Source organism: Clostridium sp. MF28 (assembly GCF_002969175.1).
Lineage (GTDB): Bacteria > Bacillota > Clostridia > Clostridiales > Clostridiaceae > Clostridium > Clostridium beijerinckii.
On record NZ_CP014331.1, the window covers coordinates 3,505,127 to 3,525,268 of the forward strand.

Here is a 20,142-nt window from a genome sequence, read left to right on the forward strand (position 1 = left end):
TAATATTATAATTTCTATATTATTATATATTTGTTCTTTACTAATCTATTTTATAATAGCTTTTGCAATAATTTATTAAATATTCTAGAACAAAAAATAAAATAGTTATAAAGTATTATATATAATAATTGATTGAAGGCTAAGCACTAGCTATATTTAATTCAAAATATATGAGTAAGAAAGTAATATGCTATAATATAATTAATATTATTATTAAAAAAGTAAGATGTAATAAAGATCTAGAAACGAAGGGAGAGGTTTATGAAGAAAAAAACATTATATAGATGCAATAGTTGCGGTTTTGAAAGTATAAAGTGGCTTGGTAAATGTCCAACATGCAATAATTGGAATACATTAGAGGAAATTACTATTGAAGCAAAAAATTTAGAGACTAGATCCAGACAAGTAGCAAAAAAACCGTTAAAAAAACTTTTGGAGATAGTTTCCAACAAAAGCGATAGAATAGTAACAGGGATAAATGAATTTGATAGGGTTATGGGTGGAGGAATCGTAAAGGATTCAATTTCAATTATAACAGCAAGACCGGGAGCAGGAAAATCAACACTTCTTCTTGAAATTTCCGATGCTGTCGCCCAAAAAGGATATAAAGTAATTTATGCGTCAGGGGAAGAAAGTGATAGTCAGATAAAAAACAGAGCAGACAGAATTCTTAATAAAATCCACGAAGATATATGGGTACTACAAGAAACAAGTCTTGATAATGTTTTAGATGCAGTTGAAGAAATAGATCCGGATATTATAATAATAGATAGTATACAAACATTTACTATGGAATCATCTTTGCCAGCGAGAGCAGGGTCACCTACACAAACTATGGAATGTGCTAATGCATTGCTCCAAATGGCTAAAAACGGTAGAAGGCCAAGAGCGGTTATAATAGTTGGGCAGATGACTAAAAGTGATGAACTTGCAGGGCTAAGAGCCTTAGAACATTTAGTTGATACGGTGCTTATAATAGAAGATGATAGTGATGAAGAGTTAAGAGTACTTGTAAGTTCTAAAAATAGATTTGGCGGTATTGAAAATGGCTTCTTTCAAATGGGGGAGAGAGGGATTATTTCAATAGATAACCCCTCAGAATTCTTCATGACAAAGCGTGAAGAAGGAGAAATTGTATCAGGAAGTGCATTAACAGTAATTAAAGAAGGAACAAGAGCAATAATAACTGAAATAGAAAGTTTAGTGTCGAAGAGTTTTACTCCGTATCCTACAAGAATAGGGGAAACATTAGGAAAGGATAAATTAAACACTTTGATATCTATACTTGAACAACGTGGAGGAATTAATTTATACGATAAGAATGTAATTATTAAAACTACAGGTGGTATAAAAATAAGAGAACAGGGCATTAATTTAGCTGTAATAATGAGTATAGTATCCTCAGTAAAGCAGCAGGGGATAGAATCAGATATAGCGTTTATAGCAGATGTAGGACTGACTGGGGAACTTAAAAAAGTACCATCATTAGAAAGTAGGATTAGGGAACTTGAGAGAATGGGATTTAAAAAGGTTTATGTTCCAAAGGATTCTATAGGAAAAAGCAGTAACTTAAAGAAAATAGATATAATTGAATTAAAGACCTTGATGGATGTAATAAATAATATTTATAGAAGCTAGAACATTATAGAAATTCCATATTAAATATGAAGAGAATAGAGCTATTTCTTACAAATAAATATATTATAACTTAAATTTAACAAATGTTGTTGAGGGATTATATTTATTATAGTATTATAGTTTCTAGAGCCTAGGTTAAATTTACTCGGAAAATAATATCAGTCAAAATGTTTAATATTTGATTTTAAATAAATCTAGAAAAGTATTAAAATGATTTTTAAAGAAAATGGGTGAGTGTATGAGAATAGAAAAGGGAATAGGAATAAAGAATGTCTTAAAGATAATGTGCCCAGGCACTCAACTAAGGGAAGGTCTTGAAAATATATTAAGAGCTAAAACAGGTGGATTATTAGTGATTGGTGACGATGAAGAAGTTATGAAACTCGTTGATGGCGGTTTTTATATTAATTCAGAGTATACACCATCATATGCATACGAATTAGCTAAAATGGATGGAGCTATAGTCATAACTGGAGACTTAAAGAAAATCGTTTGTGCTAATGCGCAATTAATACCTGATTCATCTATTCCAACATATGAAACAGGAACTAGGCATAGAACGGCGCATAGAGTAGCTAAGCAAACGAATAACATAGTAATTGCAATTTCTCAAAGAAGAAATATAATAACTATGTACAAGGGTGATATAAAGTATGTATTAAGAGAAAGTAGTGTAATTCTTGGAAAGGCAAATCAAGCGCTTCAAACACTAGAAAAATATGTTGCAGTACTTGAACGTGTTATTAATAACTTGAATTTATTGGAGTTTCAAGACTTAACAACACTATTCGATGTAGTTACAGCAATTCAAAGAACTGAAATGGTAATGAGAATAGTGGAAGAAATTAATATGTATATACTAGAGTTGGGGAATGAAGGACGATTAATATCAATGCAATTAAATGAATTAGTTAAGCATATAGAAAGAGATGGAATATTGCTAATTAGGGATTACTGTAAAGATGGACTTCAATATAACGAGGTATATGAGCACATTCAAAAATTAAATTCTTCAGAATTATTAGAATTAGACGCAGTTGCAAGAACATTAGGTCGTGGAGGAATTCCACTTATGGATACATTAATATCTCCAAAGGGATATAGAATGTTGAGTAAGGTGCCAAGAATACCATCTAATGTTATTGATAATCTTATAAAAGAATTTGAAGAATTAAGTAATATAATTGATGCTGATATAAATGACTTAGATAATGTTGAAGGAATAGGAGAAGCGAGAGCTACTGCCATTAAAGATGGATTGAAACGTATAAAAGAGCAAGTTTCATTAAAAAAGGAAATATGATAATTAAATTTGTGTTAAATTAAATAGGATTTAGTTTTTACAAAGAAAATACTATTTATTTAGATTTATTAATCTAAGATTTAATTTGATTCTTCAAAGTAGAATGAAATTATTAGTAAACTTAATAATTTATTCATTTTAGAGGTACTTATTGTATGATATAATTAATATGACTTAGAGAAATGTTGAAAAAATGATTAAAATACTATCTAATTGTAAATAATTAGAAGGAGGTGAAGTATGTGTTAAAAAGACTATTAAGGGGAATTTTTTCTGTAATTGGATTGATACTAGGATATTTCATATCTGAAATATTACTTACAATCCCTCAGGTTGATAATTTGACTTACATTTCAACCACTATTACTAGAGTTTTATTTATTATTATTATATCTTTTATCTTTGGACTTATATTTTATATTATTTCTCCTATTATATACAAAGGAATTTCTAATTTAATTGAGTATATTGAAAAGAGTATGCAAAAAATGAGCATAACTGAAATCATTTATGGAACTTTTGGAGCTGTAATTGCTTTAATTCTTATGACATTTATTGCAAAACCAATAAATGATATAAATATAATTGGGCCAATTTTATTAATTTTATTAAATGTGTTAGCTGCTATAATAGGTGCAGAAATAATGATTAAAAAAAAGGAAGATATAACAGCTCTTCTTGTTAATATGAAAAAGCCTGTAATTAAAGAGAAAAAAGTTAAAGAGGTAATAAAAGAGTCTATAAAAGGAATTCCGAAAGTATTAGATACATCAGTTATAATTGATGGAAGAATATTTGATATTTGTGAGACTGGATTTGTTGAAGGACCACTGGTTATACCTAACTTTGTATTGGATGAATTAAGGCATATATCCGATTCTTCTGATTCACTAAAAAGAAATAGAGGAAGAAGAGGTCTAGATATATTAAATAAAATACAAAAAGAGCTAGCCATAGAAACTCAAATTGTAGAAGATGATTTTCCTAAAATTGCAGAAGTTGATGCAAAGTTGCTTAAACTTGCACAAAAGATGGAAGGAAAGGTTATAACTAATGATTATAATCTAAATAAAGTGGCTGAGTTTCAAGGAGTACCGGTATTAAATATAAATGAATTATCAAATGCAATAAAACCAGTAGTATTACCTGGTGAAGAAATGACAATTGATATAGTAAAGGATGGGAAAGAATCAAGCCAAGGTGTTGCGTATTTAGAAGATGGAACTATGATTGTTGTTGAAGGTGGAAGAAAATACATAGGACAAACAACAAGTGTTATAGTTACATCAGTTCTTCAGACAGCAGCTGGACGAATGATTTTTGCAAAACCAAAAGATAATTAAAAGTTAAGGAGAGTTTTCTGTATGGTTAGTGCGATAGTATTAGCTGGAGGCAGAGGTAAGAGAATGGGTTATATTCAAAGCAAGCAATATATTGATTTGAATGGTGCGCCCATTCTTTATTACACGTTAAAACAGTTTATAGAAAATGATTTAATAGATAAGATCATTTTAGTAGTGCCTGAAGATGAAAAAGATTATTGTAAAAGAGAAGTATTAAATAAATATGGATTAAAAATAGATGATTTAGTATCTGGTGGGAGCGAAAGACAAGAATCAGTATATAACGCCTTGGAGAAATTAGAAAAATCTGATATAGTATTAATTCATGATGGAGCTAGGCCATTTGCATCTCAGAAAATAATAAATGATGCGGTTGAATATGCTAAGCGCTATAAAGCTGCAGCACCTGGAGTTATGCCGAAAGATACTATAAAAATTAAAGATGGTAATAATTTTTCAGTCGATACTTTAGTTAGAAGTGAACTTGTTGCAATTCAAACGCCACAAGCTTTTGATTTTAACCTGATATATGAATGCCATAAAGAGATAAAGAAAAGATGTATATCAGTTACTGATGATACTAGTGTGGTAGAACTTTTTGGGCATAAAGTTTATATTTATGAGGGTGATTATAAAAATATAAAAATAACTACACCGGAAGATTTAATACTTGCAGAGTATTTTGTAAAAGATATAGTATAGTGATAATGTATTGACAGGCTAAATTCAGGAAGTTATAATATATTAAAATAAAATTTAATTAAGATTGTAAAACGTTGATGAAGAATAGTAGAAGCCGATTATATAAGAGAAAAAGTCCGTGGGCTGAAAGACTTTTAAACAGGCTTTGAACCAGCTTTTGAGTATAGGGAAAAACTATCGGTCTAAAACCGTTATCATTGTTAGAGAACAAATTTAGGTGGTACCGCGATATAAAGTTCGCCCTAATATATATTATTAGGGGGGCTTTTTTATTTATCTAATTATATATTTTTAACCTATTAATTATTTGTAAAATCTGATATTCAGATTTTATTACATCATATATAAAATATTATTCGCAATTTAACCAATATTATTTTAGGAGGAACACCAAATGAAAATGTCTAGTATGTTAATATCAACATTAAGAGAAGTACCAGCGGAAGCAGAGATTGATAGCCATAAGCTTATGTTAAGAGCTGGAATGATAAGAAAAATGGCTGCAGGAGTATATAATTATATGCCTCTTGGATTAAAAGTTTTAAAAAAAGTTGAGGATATAATTAGGGAAGAAATGAATGCAGCAGGTGCGCAGGAATTTCTAGCATCAGCTATTATTCCAGCTGAATTATGGCAGGAATCTGGTAGATGGGATGCATATGGAGCAGAAATGTTTAGATTAAAAGATAGAGGTGATAGAGATTTCTGTTTAGGGCCAACTCATGAAGAAGTATTTACAGATATAGCGAGAAATGAAATTAAGTCTTACAAGCAATTACCTCTTAATTTATATCAGATCCAAACAAAGTATAGAGATGAGCGTAGACCTAGGTTTGGGGTGATGAGATCTAGGGAATTTGTAATGAAGGATGCTTATAGCTTTGATAAAGATCAAGGTGGGCTAGATTTAGCTTATGATAAAATGCATGATGCATATGTAAAAATATTTAATAGATGTGGTTTGGATGCAAAATGTGTTGCTGCTGATTCTGGTGCTATTGGTGGTTCAAATTCAGCAGAGTTTATGGTTAAATCGGAAGTTGGAGAGGATGATGTGGTATTTTGTGGTGAATGTAACTATGCAGCAAATATCGAGAAAGCTTCATCACCAGCAGAGAAAGAGTTAAAACAAGAATTTAAGGAAATAAATAAAGTTGAGACACCTAATACAAAAACTATAGATGAATTGGTTAAGTTTTTCGGTACTAATGAAAAAAAATTCGCAAAGACTATCTTGTTTAATGCAGATGGCAAAATAGTAGCAGTTATGGTTAGGGGTGATAGAGAAATTAATGAGGTTAAGGTTAGCAATGCAATTGGTGAAGTGATTAATCTAGATCTTGCTAGTTCAGAAGATGTAAAAAAGGCAACGGGAGCAGAAATAGGATTCGCGGGACCAATGGGGATAAAAGTAGATATGCTATTAGTTGATGAAGAAGTAGCTAATATGTATAACTTTATTGTGGGTGCTAATGAAACAGGTTACCATATTAATAATGTGAATTATGGAAGAGACTTTGAAGGTGTAATAGGAGATTATAGAAACGTAACTGAAGGTGAAAAGTGCCCAGTTTGCGGTGGTAAGGTTACTATTGCAAGAGGAACAGAAGTAGGGCATATATTTAAACTTGGTACTAAATATTCGGAAGCCATGAATGCTAAGTTTATAGATGAAGATGGAAAAGAAAAGCCATTTATAATGGGATGCTATGGAATTGGAGTTACAAGAACAATGGCATCTATAATTGAGCAACATCATGATGAGAATGGTATAGTATGGCCATTGTCTGTTGCACCATACCATGTTTCTGTAATTCCTGTTAATGTAAAAGATGAGGAACAAGCTAGAATTGCAAATGAAATTTATGAAAAATTAACAAGTGCTGGAATAGAAGCTCTTTTAGATGATAGAAATGAAAGAGCAGGAGTGAAATTCAAAGATTCAGAATTAATGGGAATACCAATGAGAATAACAGTAGGTAAAAAGATTAATGAGGGAGAAATTGAATTTAAACTTAGAGATGGAGAAATGGAAGTAATCAAAATAGAAGATGTTTATAATATAATAAAAGGTGAATTTGAGAAAAACAAAATAAAACTAAAATAATTTTAGGAGGTAAATTAATGAGGGTATTTAATACTTTAACAAGACAAAAAGAAGAGTTTATCCCTATTATTCCTGGCGAAGTTAAAATGTACGTCTGTGGGCCAACTGTATATAATTTTTTTCACATAGGTAATGGAAGAACATTTATTGTCTTTGATACTATAAGGAGATATTTGGAGTATAGAGGATACAAGGTTAGATTTGTCCAAAACTTTACTGACATAGACGATAAAATGATTAATAAAGCTAATGATGAGGGAATTACAGTAAAAGAGCTTGGAGATAAATATATAAAAGAATACTACCAAGATGCCGATTCGTTAAAGATTGAAAGAGCTACTGTAAATCCTAGAGCAACAGAATATATTCATGATATAATCAAATTTGTTGAAGAGTTGATTGAAGCAGGATTTGCTTATGAAGTTGATGGTGATGTTTATTATAGCACAAAAAAATTTGATAATTATGGAAAATTGGTAGGACAGAACTTAGATGATTTGCAGGTTGGTGCAAGAATATCTGTTGATGAAAGAAAGAAAGATCCTATGGATTTTGCAGTGTGGAAAGCACAAAAGCCAGGTGAACCTGCTTGGGGAAGCCCTTGGGGACCTGGAAGGCCTGGGTGGCATATAGAGTGTTCGTGCATGGCGAAGAAATTGTTGGGAGATACAATAGATATTCATGCAGGTGGTATGGATTTAAGATTCCCGCATCATGAAAATGAAATAGCTCAAAGTGAAGCTCTAACAGGAAAACCATTTGCAAATTATTGGCTCCATGCAGCATTTGTTAATGTAGATAATAAGAAAATGTCAAAATCATTAAATAACTTCTTTACCGCAAGAGAAGTTCTTGAGGAATATAGTTCGGATGCAATAAGGTTTTTGATGTTGTCTGGACACTATAGAATACAAATAAATTTTACTAAGGAACTTTTAGATTCAGCAAAATCATCAATAGAAAGATTATATAATTGCATAAATAATCTTGAAAATTTAAAAGATGAAGTGACTAAAAAATTAATGGATGAAGCGGAAGAAAAATATCTAAAGTCTTTAGATAAATATAGAGAAAAATTTATTGAGAAGATGGATGATGATTTTAATACAGCAGATGCTATTTCAGTATTGTTTGATTTGACTAAAGATATTAACAATAATGTGAATATTAGTTCATCCTCTGAATTATGTGAGAAAGCAGAATCAATGGTTAGAGAACTAGGAAATCCACTAGGTATACTTCAAGATCGTATTGAGAAGGATTTGGAAACAGAAATTCAGGAGCTTATTGAAAAGAGACAGCAAGCCAGAAAAAATAAAGATTTTGCACTTGCGGATAAAATAAGAGATGATTTAAAAAGCAGAAATATAATTTTGGAAGATACACCACAGGGTGTTAGATGGAAAAAGATTGATTAATTAAAGGAAGGGTTGCATTTTTGCAACCCTTATTTAAAGGAGAATTATAATGTTAGATGACTTAAGAATTAGAAAATTTTCAAAAGATGAAGTAAGAATGTTGAATTCATTACAATTGGCATTAATAGGTGATGGTGTGTTTGAAGTTTTTATTAGAAATTATATTTTGACTCAAAATACAGCGTTATCTGCAAATAAGATACATGTGAAGGCAATTGGATATGTAAAAGCAAAAAGTCAGGCGTGTATAATGCATGAAATTGAGAATCTCCTAAATGAGGAGGAAGAAGCGGTTTATAAAAGAGGAAGAAATGCGAAATCACCTACTGTACCTAAGAATGCAGAGATAAGGGATTATAGAATGGCGACTGGGTTTGAAGCATTAATTGGTTATCTATACCTAGTGGGGGATAAGGAAAGATTAGAATTTATATTTGATAGAAGTATTGAAATTATTAATTAGTGTATAAAATTAAAAAAAGGAGGGTTTATAATGAATAGTAAACTGAAAAAAAATATTTCAAATGGCAAGTTTATGGAAGATAAAGATAAATCTGTAACTGAATCAAAAGGTAAAGCTAAAAGCTATAATCAGGTAAAAAATAAAACTAAGAAAGATAATATGGTAGGAAATGATAAATCAACAAGCGCTATTGAAGAGAGAGAAGATATAGTTATTGGAAGAAATGCTGTAATTGAAGCTCTAAGAGGAGAAAGAACGATCGAAACACTATATATATCTAATAGTAAATTAGAAGGTTCAATAAAAACTATTGTTGGTTTGGCAAAAGAAAATAAAATATTAATAAAAGAAGTGGATAAAAGAAAACTTGATTCAATGTGTGGTGGAGAAGTACATCAAGGGGTAATAGCAAAAGTAACTCCATATAAATATTCAGAAGTATCGGATATATTGGATTTAGCAGAGAAAAGAGGGGAAGCTCCGTTCATAGTTATATTGGATGAGGTTGAAGATCCGCATAATTTAGGATCAATAGTAAGAACTGCAGAATTATTTGGAGTTCATGGAATTATACTCCCAAAGAGAAGAAGTGCATCTGTAAGTACAACCGTTTATAAATCTTCGGTTGGAGCAATAGAACATGTAAAAATAGCCAAAGTAACAAATTTAAATTCGACAATAGAGGAACTAAAAGAAAAGGGGATCTGGATTTATGGGGCGGACATAAGAGCAGAAGAATATAGCTACCAAGTAGATTTTGGAGGACCTTGTGCGGTTATAATTGGAAATGAAGGGAGAGGTATTTCAAAATTAACGGTGGAAAAGTGTGATAAGCTAATAAAAATACCAATGGTCGGAAAGATTAATTCTTTAAACGCATCTGTAGCTGGTGGTATAATTATGTATGAAGTTTTAAAAGGACGATTGAAATAGAGAGAGGTATATCGTGAAAACTATTTTTGTAGATGGATATAATGTTATAAATAGTTGGCCTAATTTAAAACAAAAAAAAGATTCTAGCTTTGAGGGTGCAAGACAAACTCTTATAGATACTTTACATAATTATGGAGTTTTTAATGCTTGTAGAATAATATTAGTATTTGATGCTCATAAAGTTACTGGGAGTATTGAAAAGAAAGAAGAGGTAAATAGAAATATATCAGTAGTATTTACAAAGGATGGAGAAACTGCGGATAGTTATATTGAGAAACAAGTAAATGCTCTAGGAAGGAAACATGAAATAGTTGTTGTAACATCTGATAGCTTAGAGCAGCAAACAATTTTTCAAAGAGGTGCAGTTAGAATGTCATCTTTAGAATTTTATAATGAGGTTCTAAGGATAGAGAAGTCTATAAAAAATAAAGCAGATAAGAACAGAATTTCACAGAAAAATATAATAAGTGATAATATAGATGATAGGATAGTCAAAATATTAGAAGAAATCAGAAGAAGTAAGTAAATTCAGTTGACTAACATAATTTTACTGGGGTATAATTGTCTAAACGAGTGGTTAGTTTAATGCAGAAGAGAGTTGAGAATAAGCAGTTGAAAGGTTTTTTAGATTTCAAAGATAAATCAGACGAAGAAATTGTTGCGAAAGCTAAGAGTGGTAATAGTAGGGCGCAAGAATATTTGATTTCAAAATATGAGAACTTTGTGAAGTCGAAGGCTAAATCATATTTTTTAATTGGAGCCGACAAGGAAGACATTTATCAAGAAGGGATGATAGGTTTATATAAGGCTATCAGAGATTTTAATGCAGAAAAATCAACATCATTTAAAGCCTTTGCAGAAATATGTGTAATCAGACAAATAATAACTGCAATAAAAACAGCTACTAGGCAGAAACATATTCCGTTAAATACTTATGTCTCTTTAAATAAGCCAATATATGAAGAGGAATCAGAGAGAACTCTCCTTGATGTTTTGGCAGGATTGAAAATTTCAGATCCTGAAGAGCTAATGATTAGTAAGGAACAAATGGATTATATCGAGAAAAAGATTTCGAAAGTGTTATCAGATTTGGAATTAGAGGTTCTTACTTCATACCTAGATGGAAAATCTTATCAGGAGATTGCAAGTGATTTAGAACGACATTCGAAGTCGATAGATAATGCATTACAAAGAGTAAAGAGAAAATTAGAAAAATGCTTAGATTTAAAGTGATAATTTATATTGACAAATAAAAAGAATAATAGTAAACTTTATAATTGGTATATCAAAGAAGATAGCAATTTTGAACGCTCACATAGCTCAGTCGGCAGAGCGTCACCTTGGTAAGGTGGAGGTCGTCGGTTCGATTCCGATTGTGAGCTCCAAATAATAAAAAATAAAAAAACACTAGGCCAAGTTTATTAGAAGATAATAAGGGAGGAAAATTATAATGGCAAAAGCAAAGTATGAAAGAAGTAAGCCACACGTTAATATTGGAACAATAGGTCACGTAGACCATGGTAAGACAACATTAACAGCAGCAATCACAACAGTATTAGCAAATAAAGGATTTGCAGAAGCATTTAACTATGCAGATATTGATAAGGCTCCAGAAGAAAAAGAAAGAGGAATCACAATCAATACAGCACACGTTGAGTACCAAACAGAAAACAGACACTATGCGCACGTTGACTGTCCAGGGCATGCTGACTATGTTAAGAACATGATCACAGGAGCAGCACAAATGGATGGAGCTATCTTAGTTGTATCAGCAGCAGATGGTCCAATGCCACAAACAAGAGAACATATACTACTAGGATCAAGAGTTGGTATCCAATATATCGTAGTATTCTTAAATAAAGCAGATATGGTAGACGATCCAGAATTATTAGAATTAGTAGAAATGGAAGTAAGAGAATTATTAAGTGAATATGACTTCCCAGGAGACGATATTCCAGTAATAACAGGATCAGCATTAAAAGCATTAGAAAATCCAACAGATGAAGAAGCAATTAAGCCAATCATGGATTTAATGGAAGCAGTAGATAGCTATATCCCAACTCCAGAAAGAGCAACAGATAAGCCGTTCTTAATGCCAATCGAAGATGTATTCACAATTACAGGAAGAGGAACAGTTGCAACAGGAAGAGTTGAAGCTGGAGTACTTCATGTAGGAGATGAAGTAGAAATCGTTGGATTAAGTGAAGAAAAGAAGAAAGTTGTAGTAACTGGAATCGAAATGTTCAGAAAGTTATTGGATGAAGCGCAAGCAGGAGATAACATCGGAGCATTATTAAGAGGAGTTCAAAGAACTGATATTGAAAGAGGTCAAGTTTTATCAAAACCAAATTCAGTACATCCTCATACTAAATTTGTAGGTCAAGTATACGTACTTAAGAAAGAAGAAGGTGGAAGACATACTCCATTCTTCGATGGATACAGACCACAATTCTACTTCAGAACAACAGACGTTACAGGATCAATCAAATTACCAGACGGAATGGAAATGGTAATGCCTGGAGATCACATTGATATGAATGTTGAATTAATCACTCCAATCGCAATGGATGAAGGATTAAGATTTGCTATCAGAGAAGGCGGAAGAACTGTAGGTTCTGGAGTTGTTACTAAAATAGTAGAATAAGATACATTTATTACTAATAGGACTAAGTTGTATAACTTAGTCCTATTTAAAGGATGATTGACAAGTCAAATATTCTATGATATTGTATAAAAGTGACATTTTAAGCAACGTAAATTTTAGAAGTGAATAGGAACTCAAGATTCCTATTTAATATATAAGAAAACTGGAGGTGCAGTCATGAGAACAAAAGTAACTTTAGCATGCACAGAGTGTAAACAAAGAAATTATGATTCAATGAAAAACAAAAAGAATGATCCAGATAGATTAGAAATGAAAAAGTATTGTAAATTCTGTAAAAAGCACACTCTTCATAGAGAAACAAAGTAATTAGCCGAAGTAATGACATATAGTTATTAAATTTAAGGATGTGAAGATATGTCAGCAAAGAACAGTGTGAAAACTGAAAAAGCTATTAAAAGTAATGGTTTGTTTGGTTTTTTTCGAGAGGTTAAGGTAGAGGTTAAGAAGATAACTTGGCCTTCAAAAGATGAGACAAAGAAAGCATTTGTTGCAGTTATTGTGTTCACACTAATGTATACTATATTAGTTGGTGGATTGGATTCTATTTTCAATAACCTCTTTAAAATGATTTTAAATTTCAAGTAAAAGGGAGGTTTGGGCGATTTTATATCGCCTGACGAATATGAGTGATAGAGCACGATGGTATGTAGTTCATACATACTCAGGATATGAAAATAAAGTAAAAGCAAACTTAGAAAAAGCAATTGAAAATAGAAATCTTGAAGCATTAATCCATGATATACAAGTACCCATGGAAGAAGTGGTTGAAGAAAAAGATGGAAAGCAAAAAGTCTCATTAAAGAAGAAATTTCCTGGATATGTGCTTGTAAAAATGTTAATGGGAGATGAAGCTTGGTACGTTGTTAGAAATACTAGAGGCGTAACAGGATTTGTAGGCCCAGGATCTAAACCAGTTCCTCTTTCTGATGAAGAAGTGGAATCAATGGGAGTGTTAGAAGTTCCTGTTGAGATTGACTTAGAGGTAGGGGAAAGTATAAGAATTATCTCTGGGCCATTGAGAGATTCAGTAGCCACAATACAAGAGATAATTCCGGATAAACGCAAAGTGAAAGCTTTAGTGGAGATGTTTGGCAGAGAAACACTTGCCGAATTAGACTTTAATCAAGTTGAAAAATTAGTTTAACTATAATGAACTAATTTTAATTAAGTGGGAGAACTAAAAAGAGTTCGTTATACCACAGTAATAGGAGGAATAACAAAAATGGCTAAGAAAGTAACTGGAATGATTAAACTTCAACTTCAAGCAGGTAAGGCAACACCAGCTCCACCTGTAGGTCCAGCTTTAGGTCAACACGGTGTAAATATAATGGGATTCTGTAAGGAGTTTAATGCAAAAACTGCAAATCAAGCTGGGTATATAATACCAGTAGTTATTACAGTTTACCAAGACAGATCTTTTAGTTTTATATTAAAGACTCCTCCAGCTGCAGTTCTAATTAAGAAAGAAATAGGATTAGAAAGTGGTTCTGGAGTACCTAATAAAACAAAGGTTGGTAAATTAACTCAAGATCAACTTAGAAAGATTGCTGAAACTAAGATGCCAGACTTAAATGCTGCAAATGTTGAATCAGCTATGAGAATGATAGCAGGAACAGCTAGAAGTATGGGCGTAACTATTGAAGAGTAATTCGTAAAAATAAGTGGGAGGTCAAAACCGTTAACACCACAGAGGAGGCAAATTATGGGAAAAAAATACATTGAAAGTGCAAAGCTTATAGATAAGAGTGCATTATATAATCCAGTAGAAGCATTAGATCTTACATTAAAGACTGCAAAGGCAAACTTCGATGAAACTATCGAATTACATGTAAGACTTGGAGTAGATCCAAGACATGCAGATCAACAAGTTAGAGGTGCAGTTGTATTACCAAACGGAACAGGTAAAACAGTTAGAGTACTTGTTTTTGCTAAAGGAGATAAGGCTGCAGAAGCACAACAAGCAGGAGCAGATTTCGTTGGAGCAGATGAACTAGTTCAAAAAATCCAAAGCGAAAACTGGTTTGATTATGACGTAGTTGTTGCAACACCAGATATGATGGGAGTTGTAGGTAGAATTGGTAGAGTGTTAGGACCTAAAGGACTAATGCCAAATCCAAAGTCAGGAACAGTAACATTTGATGTTGCTAAGGCAATTGAAGAAATTAAAGCTGGTAAAGTTGAATATAGAGTAGATAAAACAGCAATAGTTCACTGTCCAATTGGAAAAAAATCATTTGGAACTGAAAAATTAAAAGAAAACTTTACTGCATTAATGGAAGCTTTAGTTAAAGCTAAACCAGCAGCAGCAAAAGGGCAATACTTAAAATCAGTATCTGTTTCAAGTACAATGGGGCCAAGTGCAAAAGTTAATCCTACAAGAGCTTTAGATTAGTATTGACTTGAGTGAAATTATGTAGTATAATTTCAAATGTTGTAAAAAGAAAATATTTTTTCCGTAGACAGTGGGTGCGAAAGCGTAAAGATAACTGCCCGCCTAGGTGTATATAATAGATTATATTATAGGCCTTCCATGTCTGCGGAAGGTCTTTTTTAATAAAAGAAGCAGTTTATAACTGTGAGGAGGTGGACTACAGTAATGAATAAAAACAGACAACTTAAAGAAGCAAAAGTTGCTGAAATTAAGGAAAAATTAGAAAAATCAAAAGCTGTTGTTCTTAGTAAGTATCAAGGTCTAAATGTTGAAGAAGATACAGCTCTTAGAAAAAGTTTAAGAGACGCTGGAGTTGAATACAAAGTATATAAAAATACTTTAGTAGCTTTAGCAGCTAAAGAATTAGGCTTAGATGGTATAGCAGAATATTTAGAAGGACCAGTATCTGTTGCATTTAGTTATGAAGATGTAACATTAGCTGCAAGACTTTTAAATGACTTTGCTAAAGATCATAAGAAGTTGGAATTAAAAGCTGGTATCATAGAAGGAGAAATCTATGATGAAGCTAAAATTAAACAGCTTGCAACAATACCATCAAAAGAAGTTCTTATTGCAAAACTTCTTGGAAGTATCAAGTCTCCAATATCAAGCTTTGCACGTGTATTAAGTGCTATTGCTGATAGCAAGGGAACTGAATCTGCAGAATAATTTAAAGATTAATTAAAATTTTAAGAAAAAATTCGGAGGTGCTATTAAAAATGACAAGAGAAGAAATAATTCAAGCAATAAAAGAAATGAGCGTTTTAGATTTAAATGAATTAGTAAAGGCTTGTGAAGAAGAATTTGGAGTAAGTGCTGCTGCTGCTGTTGTAGCTGGTGGAGCTGTAGCTGGTGGAGCTGCTGCTGAAGAAAAAACTGAATTCGACGTAGTATTAGCAAGCGCAGGAGATAACAAGATTAAAGTTATCAAAGTAGTTAGAGAAATAACAGGATTAGGATTAAAAGAAGCTAAGGAAATAGTTGATGGAGCTCCTAAGACATTAAAAGAAGGCGTTTCTAAAGACGAAGCTGAAGATATGAAAGCTAAATTAGCTGAAGTAGGAGCTACTGCAGAAGTTAAGTAGTTTGTTTTAAAGAAAAAGGTGCTTTATAGCACCTTTTTTAAACTAAATTTATAAAGCTATATAAAATGCTTGTTAGGTAAATAGGTATTTTATATAGCTTTAAAAAGGATTCTTTAATAATATTTATTGACAAGAAAAATATCCTATGATATTATAATATAATGTATTATTCTCTATGGAATACTATATATTTATAGTGGAAATAAGGAGTATAATCTGGTGAATAATGGTTATACTATAGAAAGACGCTGTCCGAAAGCAAAGTCCTTAGGGAAAGTATGCTTTTGGCTATTTTAGTTTATTTTATACAAGGGGTGAAAATTCATGGTACATCCTGTCCAAGTTGGAAAAAGAACAAGAATGAGTTTCGGTAAGGTTAATGATGTTACTGAAATGCCGAATTTAATTGAGGTTCAATTAGATTCATATGAATGGTTTTTAAGAGAAGGGCTGCATGAAGTTTTTGATGATATTAATCCTATCACAAACTTCACGGGGAATTTAGTACTTGAGTTCGTAGACTATAAACTTGATATGGAAAATATCAAGTATTCTGTCGAAGAATGTAAGGAAAGAGACGCGACTTATGCTGCGCCATTAAAAGTTTCAATCAGATTGCAGAATAATGAAACTGGTGAAATTAAAGAACAAGAAGTATTTATGGGTGACTTCCCATTAATGACAGAGCAAGGTACCTTTGTAATTAATGGTGCTGAAAGAGTTATAGTTAGTCAATTAGTAAGATCACCGGGTGTATATTATAACTACTCTATAGATAAGAGTGGTAAAAAGTTATATTCATCAACTGTTATCCCTAATAGAGGAGCATGGTTGGAATACGAAACAGATTCTAATGATGTAATTTATGTAAGAATTGATAAAACCAGAAAATTGTCAATTAGTATATTAGCAAGAGCTATGGGATTAGGCAGTGATCAGGAGTTGCTAGATTTCTTCGGCGAAGAAGAAAGATTTAGAGCTTCAATAGAAAAAGATAATACTAAAACTAAAGAGGAAGCACTACTTGAAATATATAAGAGATTGAGACCTGGTGAACCACCAACAGTAGATAGTGCTATATCTTTAATTGATACATTATTCTTTGACGCAAAAAGATATGATTTATCTAGAGTCGGAAGATATAAATTTAATAAAAAACTTGCATTAAATCTAAGAATAGCTAACCAAGTAGCAGCCACTGATATTGTTAATCCACAAACTGGAGAAATAATGGTGGAGAAGGGTCAGAAAATAAGTAGATTAGTAGCTGAAGAGATTCAGAATGCAGGTGTTAAATCGGTTGATGTATTAATAGAAGATAAAGTTATTAGAGTAATTAGTAATAACTTTGTAGATTTGAAGAAACAAGTTTCTTTTGATATTTCAGACCTAGGGATAAAAGAATTAGTTCATTATCCTACTTTGAAGGAAATATTAGATAATTTTTCTGATGAAGTAAGTATTAAAGAGGAAATCAAGAAGAATATTAGTAAACTTATTCCTAAACATATTATAAGAGATGATATATTTGCAACTATAAGCTATGAACTAGGATTAACTTATGGAATAGGTTATGTTGATGATATAGATCATTTAGGTAATAGAAGATTGAGATCTGTAGGGGAATTATTGCAGAACCAATTTAGAATTGGTCTATCTAGAATGGAAAGAGTAGTTAAGGAAAGAATGACTATTCAAGATCAAGAAGCTATAACTCCTCAAATGTTAATTAATATAAGGCCGGTAGCAGCAGCTATCAAAGAATTTTTTGGTAGTTCACAATTATCACAGTTCATGGATCAAACAAATCCATTATCAGAACTTACGCATAAGAGAAGATTATCGGCATTAGGACCAGGAGGACTTTCAAGAGAAAGAGCTGGTTTTGAAGTAAGAGACGTTCACCATTCACATTATGGTAGAATGTGTCCAATTGAGACACCAGAAGGTCCTAATATAGGTCTTATAAATTCGTTAGCAACTTTCGCAAAAGTTAATGAGTATGGATTTATTGAAACGCCATATAGAATTGTTGACAAAGAAAATGGAAGAGCTACAGATGAAATAAGATATTTCACTGCTGATGAAGAAGATCAATGTTTAATAGCTGAAGCAAAGGAGCCCATGGATGAAAATGGGTACTTTATAAATAAAAAGGTCAGAGTAAGACATTTAGAGGATATATTAGTTGTTCCAACAACTGACGTTGATTTAATAGATGTATCTGCAAGACAAATTGTATCTGTTGCAACTGCGATGATACCATTCCTTGAAAATGATGATGCATCAAGAGCGCTTATGGGTTCAAACATGCAACGTCAAGCAGTTCCATTATTAAGTCCTCAAGCGCCAATAGTTGGAACAGGAATCGAATTTAAAGCTGCTGTTGACTCAGGGGTATTACCAAAGGCAAAGAATGCTGGAGTAGTTACTTATGTTTCGGGTAGTGAGATTCGTGTTAAGAGAGACTCAGATGGTGGTACAGATGTATATAAATTATTAAAGTTTAAGAGAAGTAACTCAGGAACTTGTATTAATCAAAGACCGATAGTTGATACGGGAGAAATAGTATACAAGAATCAAGTTATTGCAGATGGTCCATCTACAGATTTAGGTGAAATTGCATTAGGTAAGAACATCAGAATGGGATTCATAACTTGGGAAGGTTATAATTACGAAGATGCTATGTTAATTTCAGAAGAATTGGTCAGAGAAGATGTCTTTACATCTATGCATATAGAAGAATATGAATGTGAAGCTAGAGATACGAAGTTAGGACCAGAGGAAATTACAAGAGACATACCAAACGTAAGTGATGATGCACTTAAGGATGTAGATGACAGAGGAATCATACGAATCGGTGCAGAAGTGAGATCAGGAGACATATTGGTTGGAAAAGTAACGCCAAAAGGTGAAACTGAGCTTACAGCAGAAGAAAGATTGTTAAGAGCAATTTTTGGTGAAAAGGCAAGAGAAGTAAGAGATACCTCATTAAGAGTACCTCACGGTGAAGCTGGAATAATAGTTGATATAAAAGTATTTACAAGAGAAAATGGGGATGAATTAAACCCAGGAGTAAATGAACTTGTAAGATGTTATATTGCACAAAAAAGAAAAATTTCAGTTGGGGATAAAATGGCAGGACGTCATGGTAATAAGGGGGTTATCTCTAGAATATTACCAGAAGAAGATATGCCATTCTTACCGGACGGTAGACCTCTTCAAATATGCTTAAATCCATTAGGAGTACCTTCTCGTATGAATATAGGTCAGGTACTTGAAGTTCACTTAGGTTGGGCAGCTAGCCATTTAGGATGGCATATAGCTACACCTGTATTTGATGGTGCAACACAACCTGAAATCACAGAATGCATGATAAAAGCAGGATTTAGAGAAGATGCTAAAACTATATTATATGATGGTAGAACTGGAGAACCGTTTGATAATCCAGTAACTGTTGGTATAATGTATATTTTAAAACTTCACCATTTAGTAGATGATAAGATTCACGCTAGATCTACAGGACCATATTCATTGGTTACTCAACAACCATTAGGAGGTAAAGCTCAATTTGGTGGTCAAAGATTTGGTGAAATGGAGGTTTGGGCATTAGAAGCATATGGAGCGGCACATACACTTCAGGAAATATTAACTGTTAAGTCAGATGATGTTGTAGGTAGAGTGAAGACATATGAGGCTATAGTAAAAGGGGAAAATATACCTGAACCAGGAGTACCGGAATCGTTCAAAGTTCTTATTAAAGAGTTACAAGCATTGTGTCTGGATATTAAAGTATTAAATGATGCACATGAAGAAGTTACTTTAAAAGAATTTGTGGATGAGGATATGGCAAATTTAGAAGTTAATATAGAAGGCAGTGAAGAGATCATGGTGCCGGAACCAGATGTATTAGAGGACGATAGTTATGATCAAAACACTGATGAAGACATAGATGAAATTGATTATGATGAGAGTGTCGATATAGCTGATCTTGAAACTGAATTAGAACTAGATGATTTTAATGATGAACACTAATTTTGAAGGGAGGATTTAC

General features: G+C 32.2%; 19 protein-coding genes, 1 tRNA gene and 1 other annotated feature. All 20 genes read left to right on the forward strand.

The features are described from left to right. Positions 1-261 precede the first annotated feature (261 nt). The 20 genes from radA (at position 262) to rpoB (ending at position 20,123) form a co-directional block, all read left to right on the forward strand. Positions 262-1,638, forward strand: coding sequence for a DNA repair protein RadA (gene radA / locus AXY43_RS15180; RefSeq protein ID WP_077869655.1), 1,377 nt, complete (start codon positions 262-264; stop codon positions 1,636-1,638). A 238-nt stretch (positions 1,639-1,876) separates the two neighbouring features. Beyond that, complete coding sequence (gene disA, locus AXY43_RS15185) at positions 1,877-2,941, forward strand: DNA integrity scanning diadenylate cyclase DisA (protein ID WP_011967490.1); 1,065 nt, start codon at positions 1,877-1,879, stop codon at positions 2,939-2,941. 242 nt (positions 2,942-3,183) lie between these two features. Continuing rightward, a complete protein-coding gene (locus tag AXY43_RS15190) occupies positions 3,184-4,284 on the forward strand; it encodes a PIN/TRAM domain-containing protein (protein ID WP_011967491.1) in 1,101 nt (366 codons plus the stop codon). 21 nt (positions 4,285-4,305) lie between these two features. Continuing rightward, the gene (gene ispD / locus AXY43_RS15195; RefSeq protein WP_023976578.1) at positions 4,306-4,986 is read left to right on the forward strand and encodes a 2-C-methyl-D-erythritol 4-phosphate cytidylyltransferase; all 681 of its coding nucleotides are present in this window, start codon (positions 4,306-4,308) and stop codon (positions 4,984-4,986) included. 394 nt (positions 4,987-5,380) lie between these two features. Next, the gene (locus AXY43_RS15200) at positions 5,381-7,093 is read left to right on the forward strand and encodes a proline--tRNA ligase (RefSeq protein ID WP_039772853.1); all 1,713 of its coding nucleotides are present in this window, start codon (positions 5,381-5,383) and stop codon (positions 7,091-7,093) included. A gap of 17 nt (positions 7,094-7,110) precedes the next feature. Next, entirely contained in the window at positions 7,111-8,511 is a 1,401-nt protein-coding gene (cysS, locus tag AXY43_RS15205; RefSeq protein WP_087703323.1) for a cysteine--tRNA ligase, read from the forward strand. A 49-nt stretch (positions 8,512-8,560) separates the two neighbouring features. After that, a complete protein-coding gene (locus tag AXY43_RS15210; protein ID WP_023976575.1) occupies positions 8,561-8,974 on the forward strand; it encodes a Mini-ribonuclease 3 in 414 nt (137 codons plus the stop codon). A gap of 159 nt (positions 8,975-9,133) precedes the next feature. Then, positions 9,134-9,907, forward strand: coding sequence for a 23S rRNA (guanosine(2251)-2'-O)-methyltransferase RlmB (gene rlmB / locus AXY43_RS15215; RefSeq protein WP_236886761.1), 774 nt, complete (start codon positions 9,134-9,136; stop codon positions 9,905-9,907). 13 nt (positions 9,908-9,920) lie between these two features. Further along, entirely contained in the window at positions 9,921-10,433 is a 513-nt protein-coding gene (locus AXY43_RS15220; RefSeq protein WP_011967497.1) for an NYN domain-containing protein, read from the forward strand. 59 nt (positions 10,434-10,492) lie between these two features. After that, entirely contained in the window at positions 10,493-11,140 is a 648-nt protein-coding gene (sigH, locus tag AXY43_RS15225; RefSeq protein ID WP_023976573.1) for an RNA polymerase sporulation sigma factor SigH, read from the forward strand. Between the two features lie 76 nt (positions 11,141-11,216). Then, a tRNA-Thr gene (locus AXY43_RS15230) sits at positions 11,217-11,292 on the forward strand. 65 nt (positions 11,293-11,357) lie between these two features. Beyond that, positions 11,358-12,551, forward strand: a complete 1,194-nt coding sequence (gene tuf / locus AXY43_RS15235) for an elongation factor Tu (protein ID WP_031276475.1) — start codon at positions 11,358-11,360, stop codon at positions 12,549-12,551. A 177-nt stretch (positions 12,552-12,728) separates the two neighbouring features. Beyond that, positions 12,729-12,878, forward strand: a complete 150-nt coding sequence (rpmG, locus tag AXY43_RS15240) for a 50S ribosomal protein L33 (RefSeq protein ID WP_002583138.1) — start codon at positions 12,729-12,731, stop codon at positions 12,876-12,878. Between the two features lie 48 nt (positions 12,879-12,926). Then, on the forward strand, positions 12,927-13,157 hold the full coding sequence (gene secE / locus AXY43_RS15245; protein ID WP_023976912.1) for a preprotein translocase subunit SecE: 231 nt from the start codon (positions 12,927-12,929) through the stop codon (positions 13,155-13,157). Positions 13,158-13,194: 37 nt separating this feature from the next. Further along, entirely contained in the window at positions 13,195-13,716 is a 522-nt protein-coding gene (gene nusG / locus AXY43_RS15250; RefSeq protein ID WP_023976911.1) for a transcription termination/antitermination protein NusG, read from the forward strand. A 78-nt stretch (positions 13,717-13,794) separates the two neighbouring features. Next, positions 13,795-14,220, forward strand: a complete 426-nt coding sequence (rplK, locus tag AXY43_RS15255) for a 50S ribosomal protein L11 (protein WP_008419834.1) — start codon at positions 13,795-13,797, stop codon at positions 14,218-14,220. A 54-nt stretch (positions 14,221-14,274) separates the two neighbouring features. Next, complete coding sequence (rplA, locus tag AXY43_RS15260) at positions 14,275-14,964, forward strand: 50S ribosomal protein L1 (RefSeq protein WP_023976910.1); 690 nt, start codon at positions 14,275-14,277, stop codon at positions 14,962-14,964. A gap of 43 nt (positions 14,965-15,007) precedes the next feature. Continuing rightward, positions 15,008-15,133 (forward strand) — a sequence feature (ribosomal protein L10 leader region). A gap of 35 nt (positions 15,134-15,168) precedes the next feature. After that, entirely contained in the window at positions 15,169-15,672 is a 504-nt protein-coding gene (rplJ, locus tag AXY43_RS15265) for a 50S ribosomal protein L10 (protein ID WP_023976909.1), read from the forward strand. 50 nt (positions 15,673-15,722) lie between these two features. After that, complete coding sequence (gene rplL, locus AXY43_RS15270) at positions 15,723-16,088, forward strand: 50S ribosomal protein L7/L12 (protein WP_011967505.1); 366 nt, start codon at positions 15,723-15,725, stop codon at positions 16,086-16,088. A 324-nt stretch (positions 16,089-16,412) separates the two neighbouring features. Next, entirely contained in the window at positions 16,413-20,123 is a 3,711-nt protein-coding gene (rpoB, locus tag AXY43_RS15275; RefSeq protein WP_039772555.1) for a DNA-directed RNA polymerase subunit beta, read from the forward strand. Positions 20,124-20,142 lie beyond the last annotated feature (19 nt).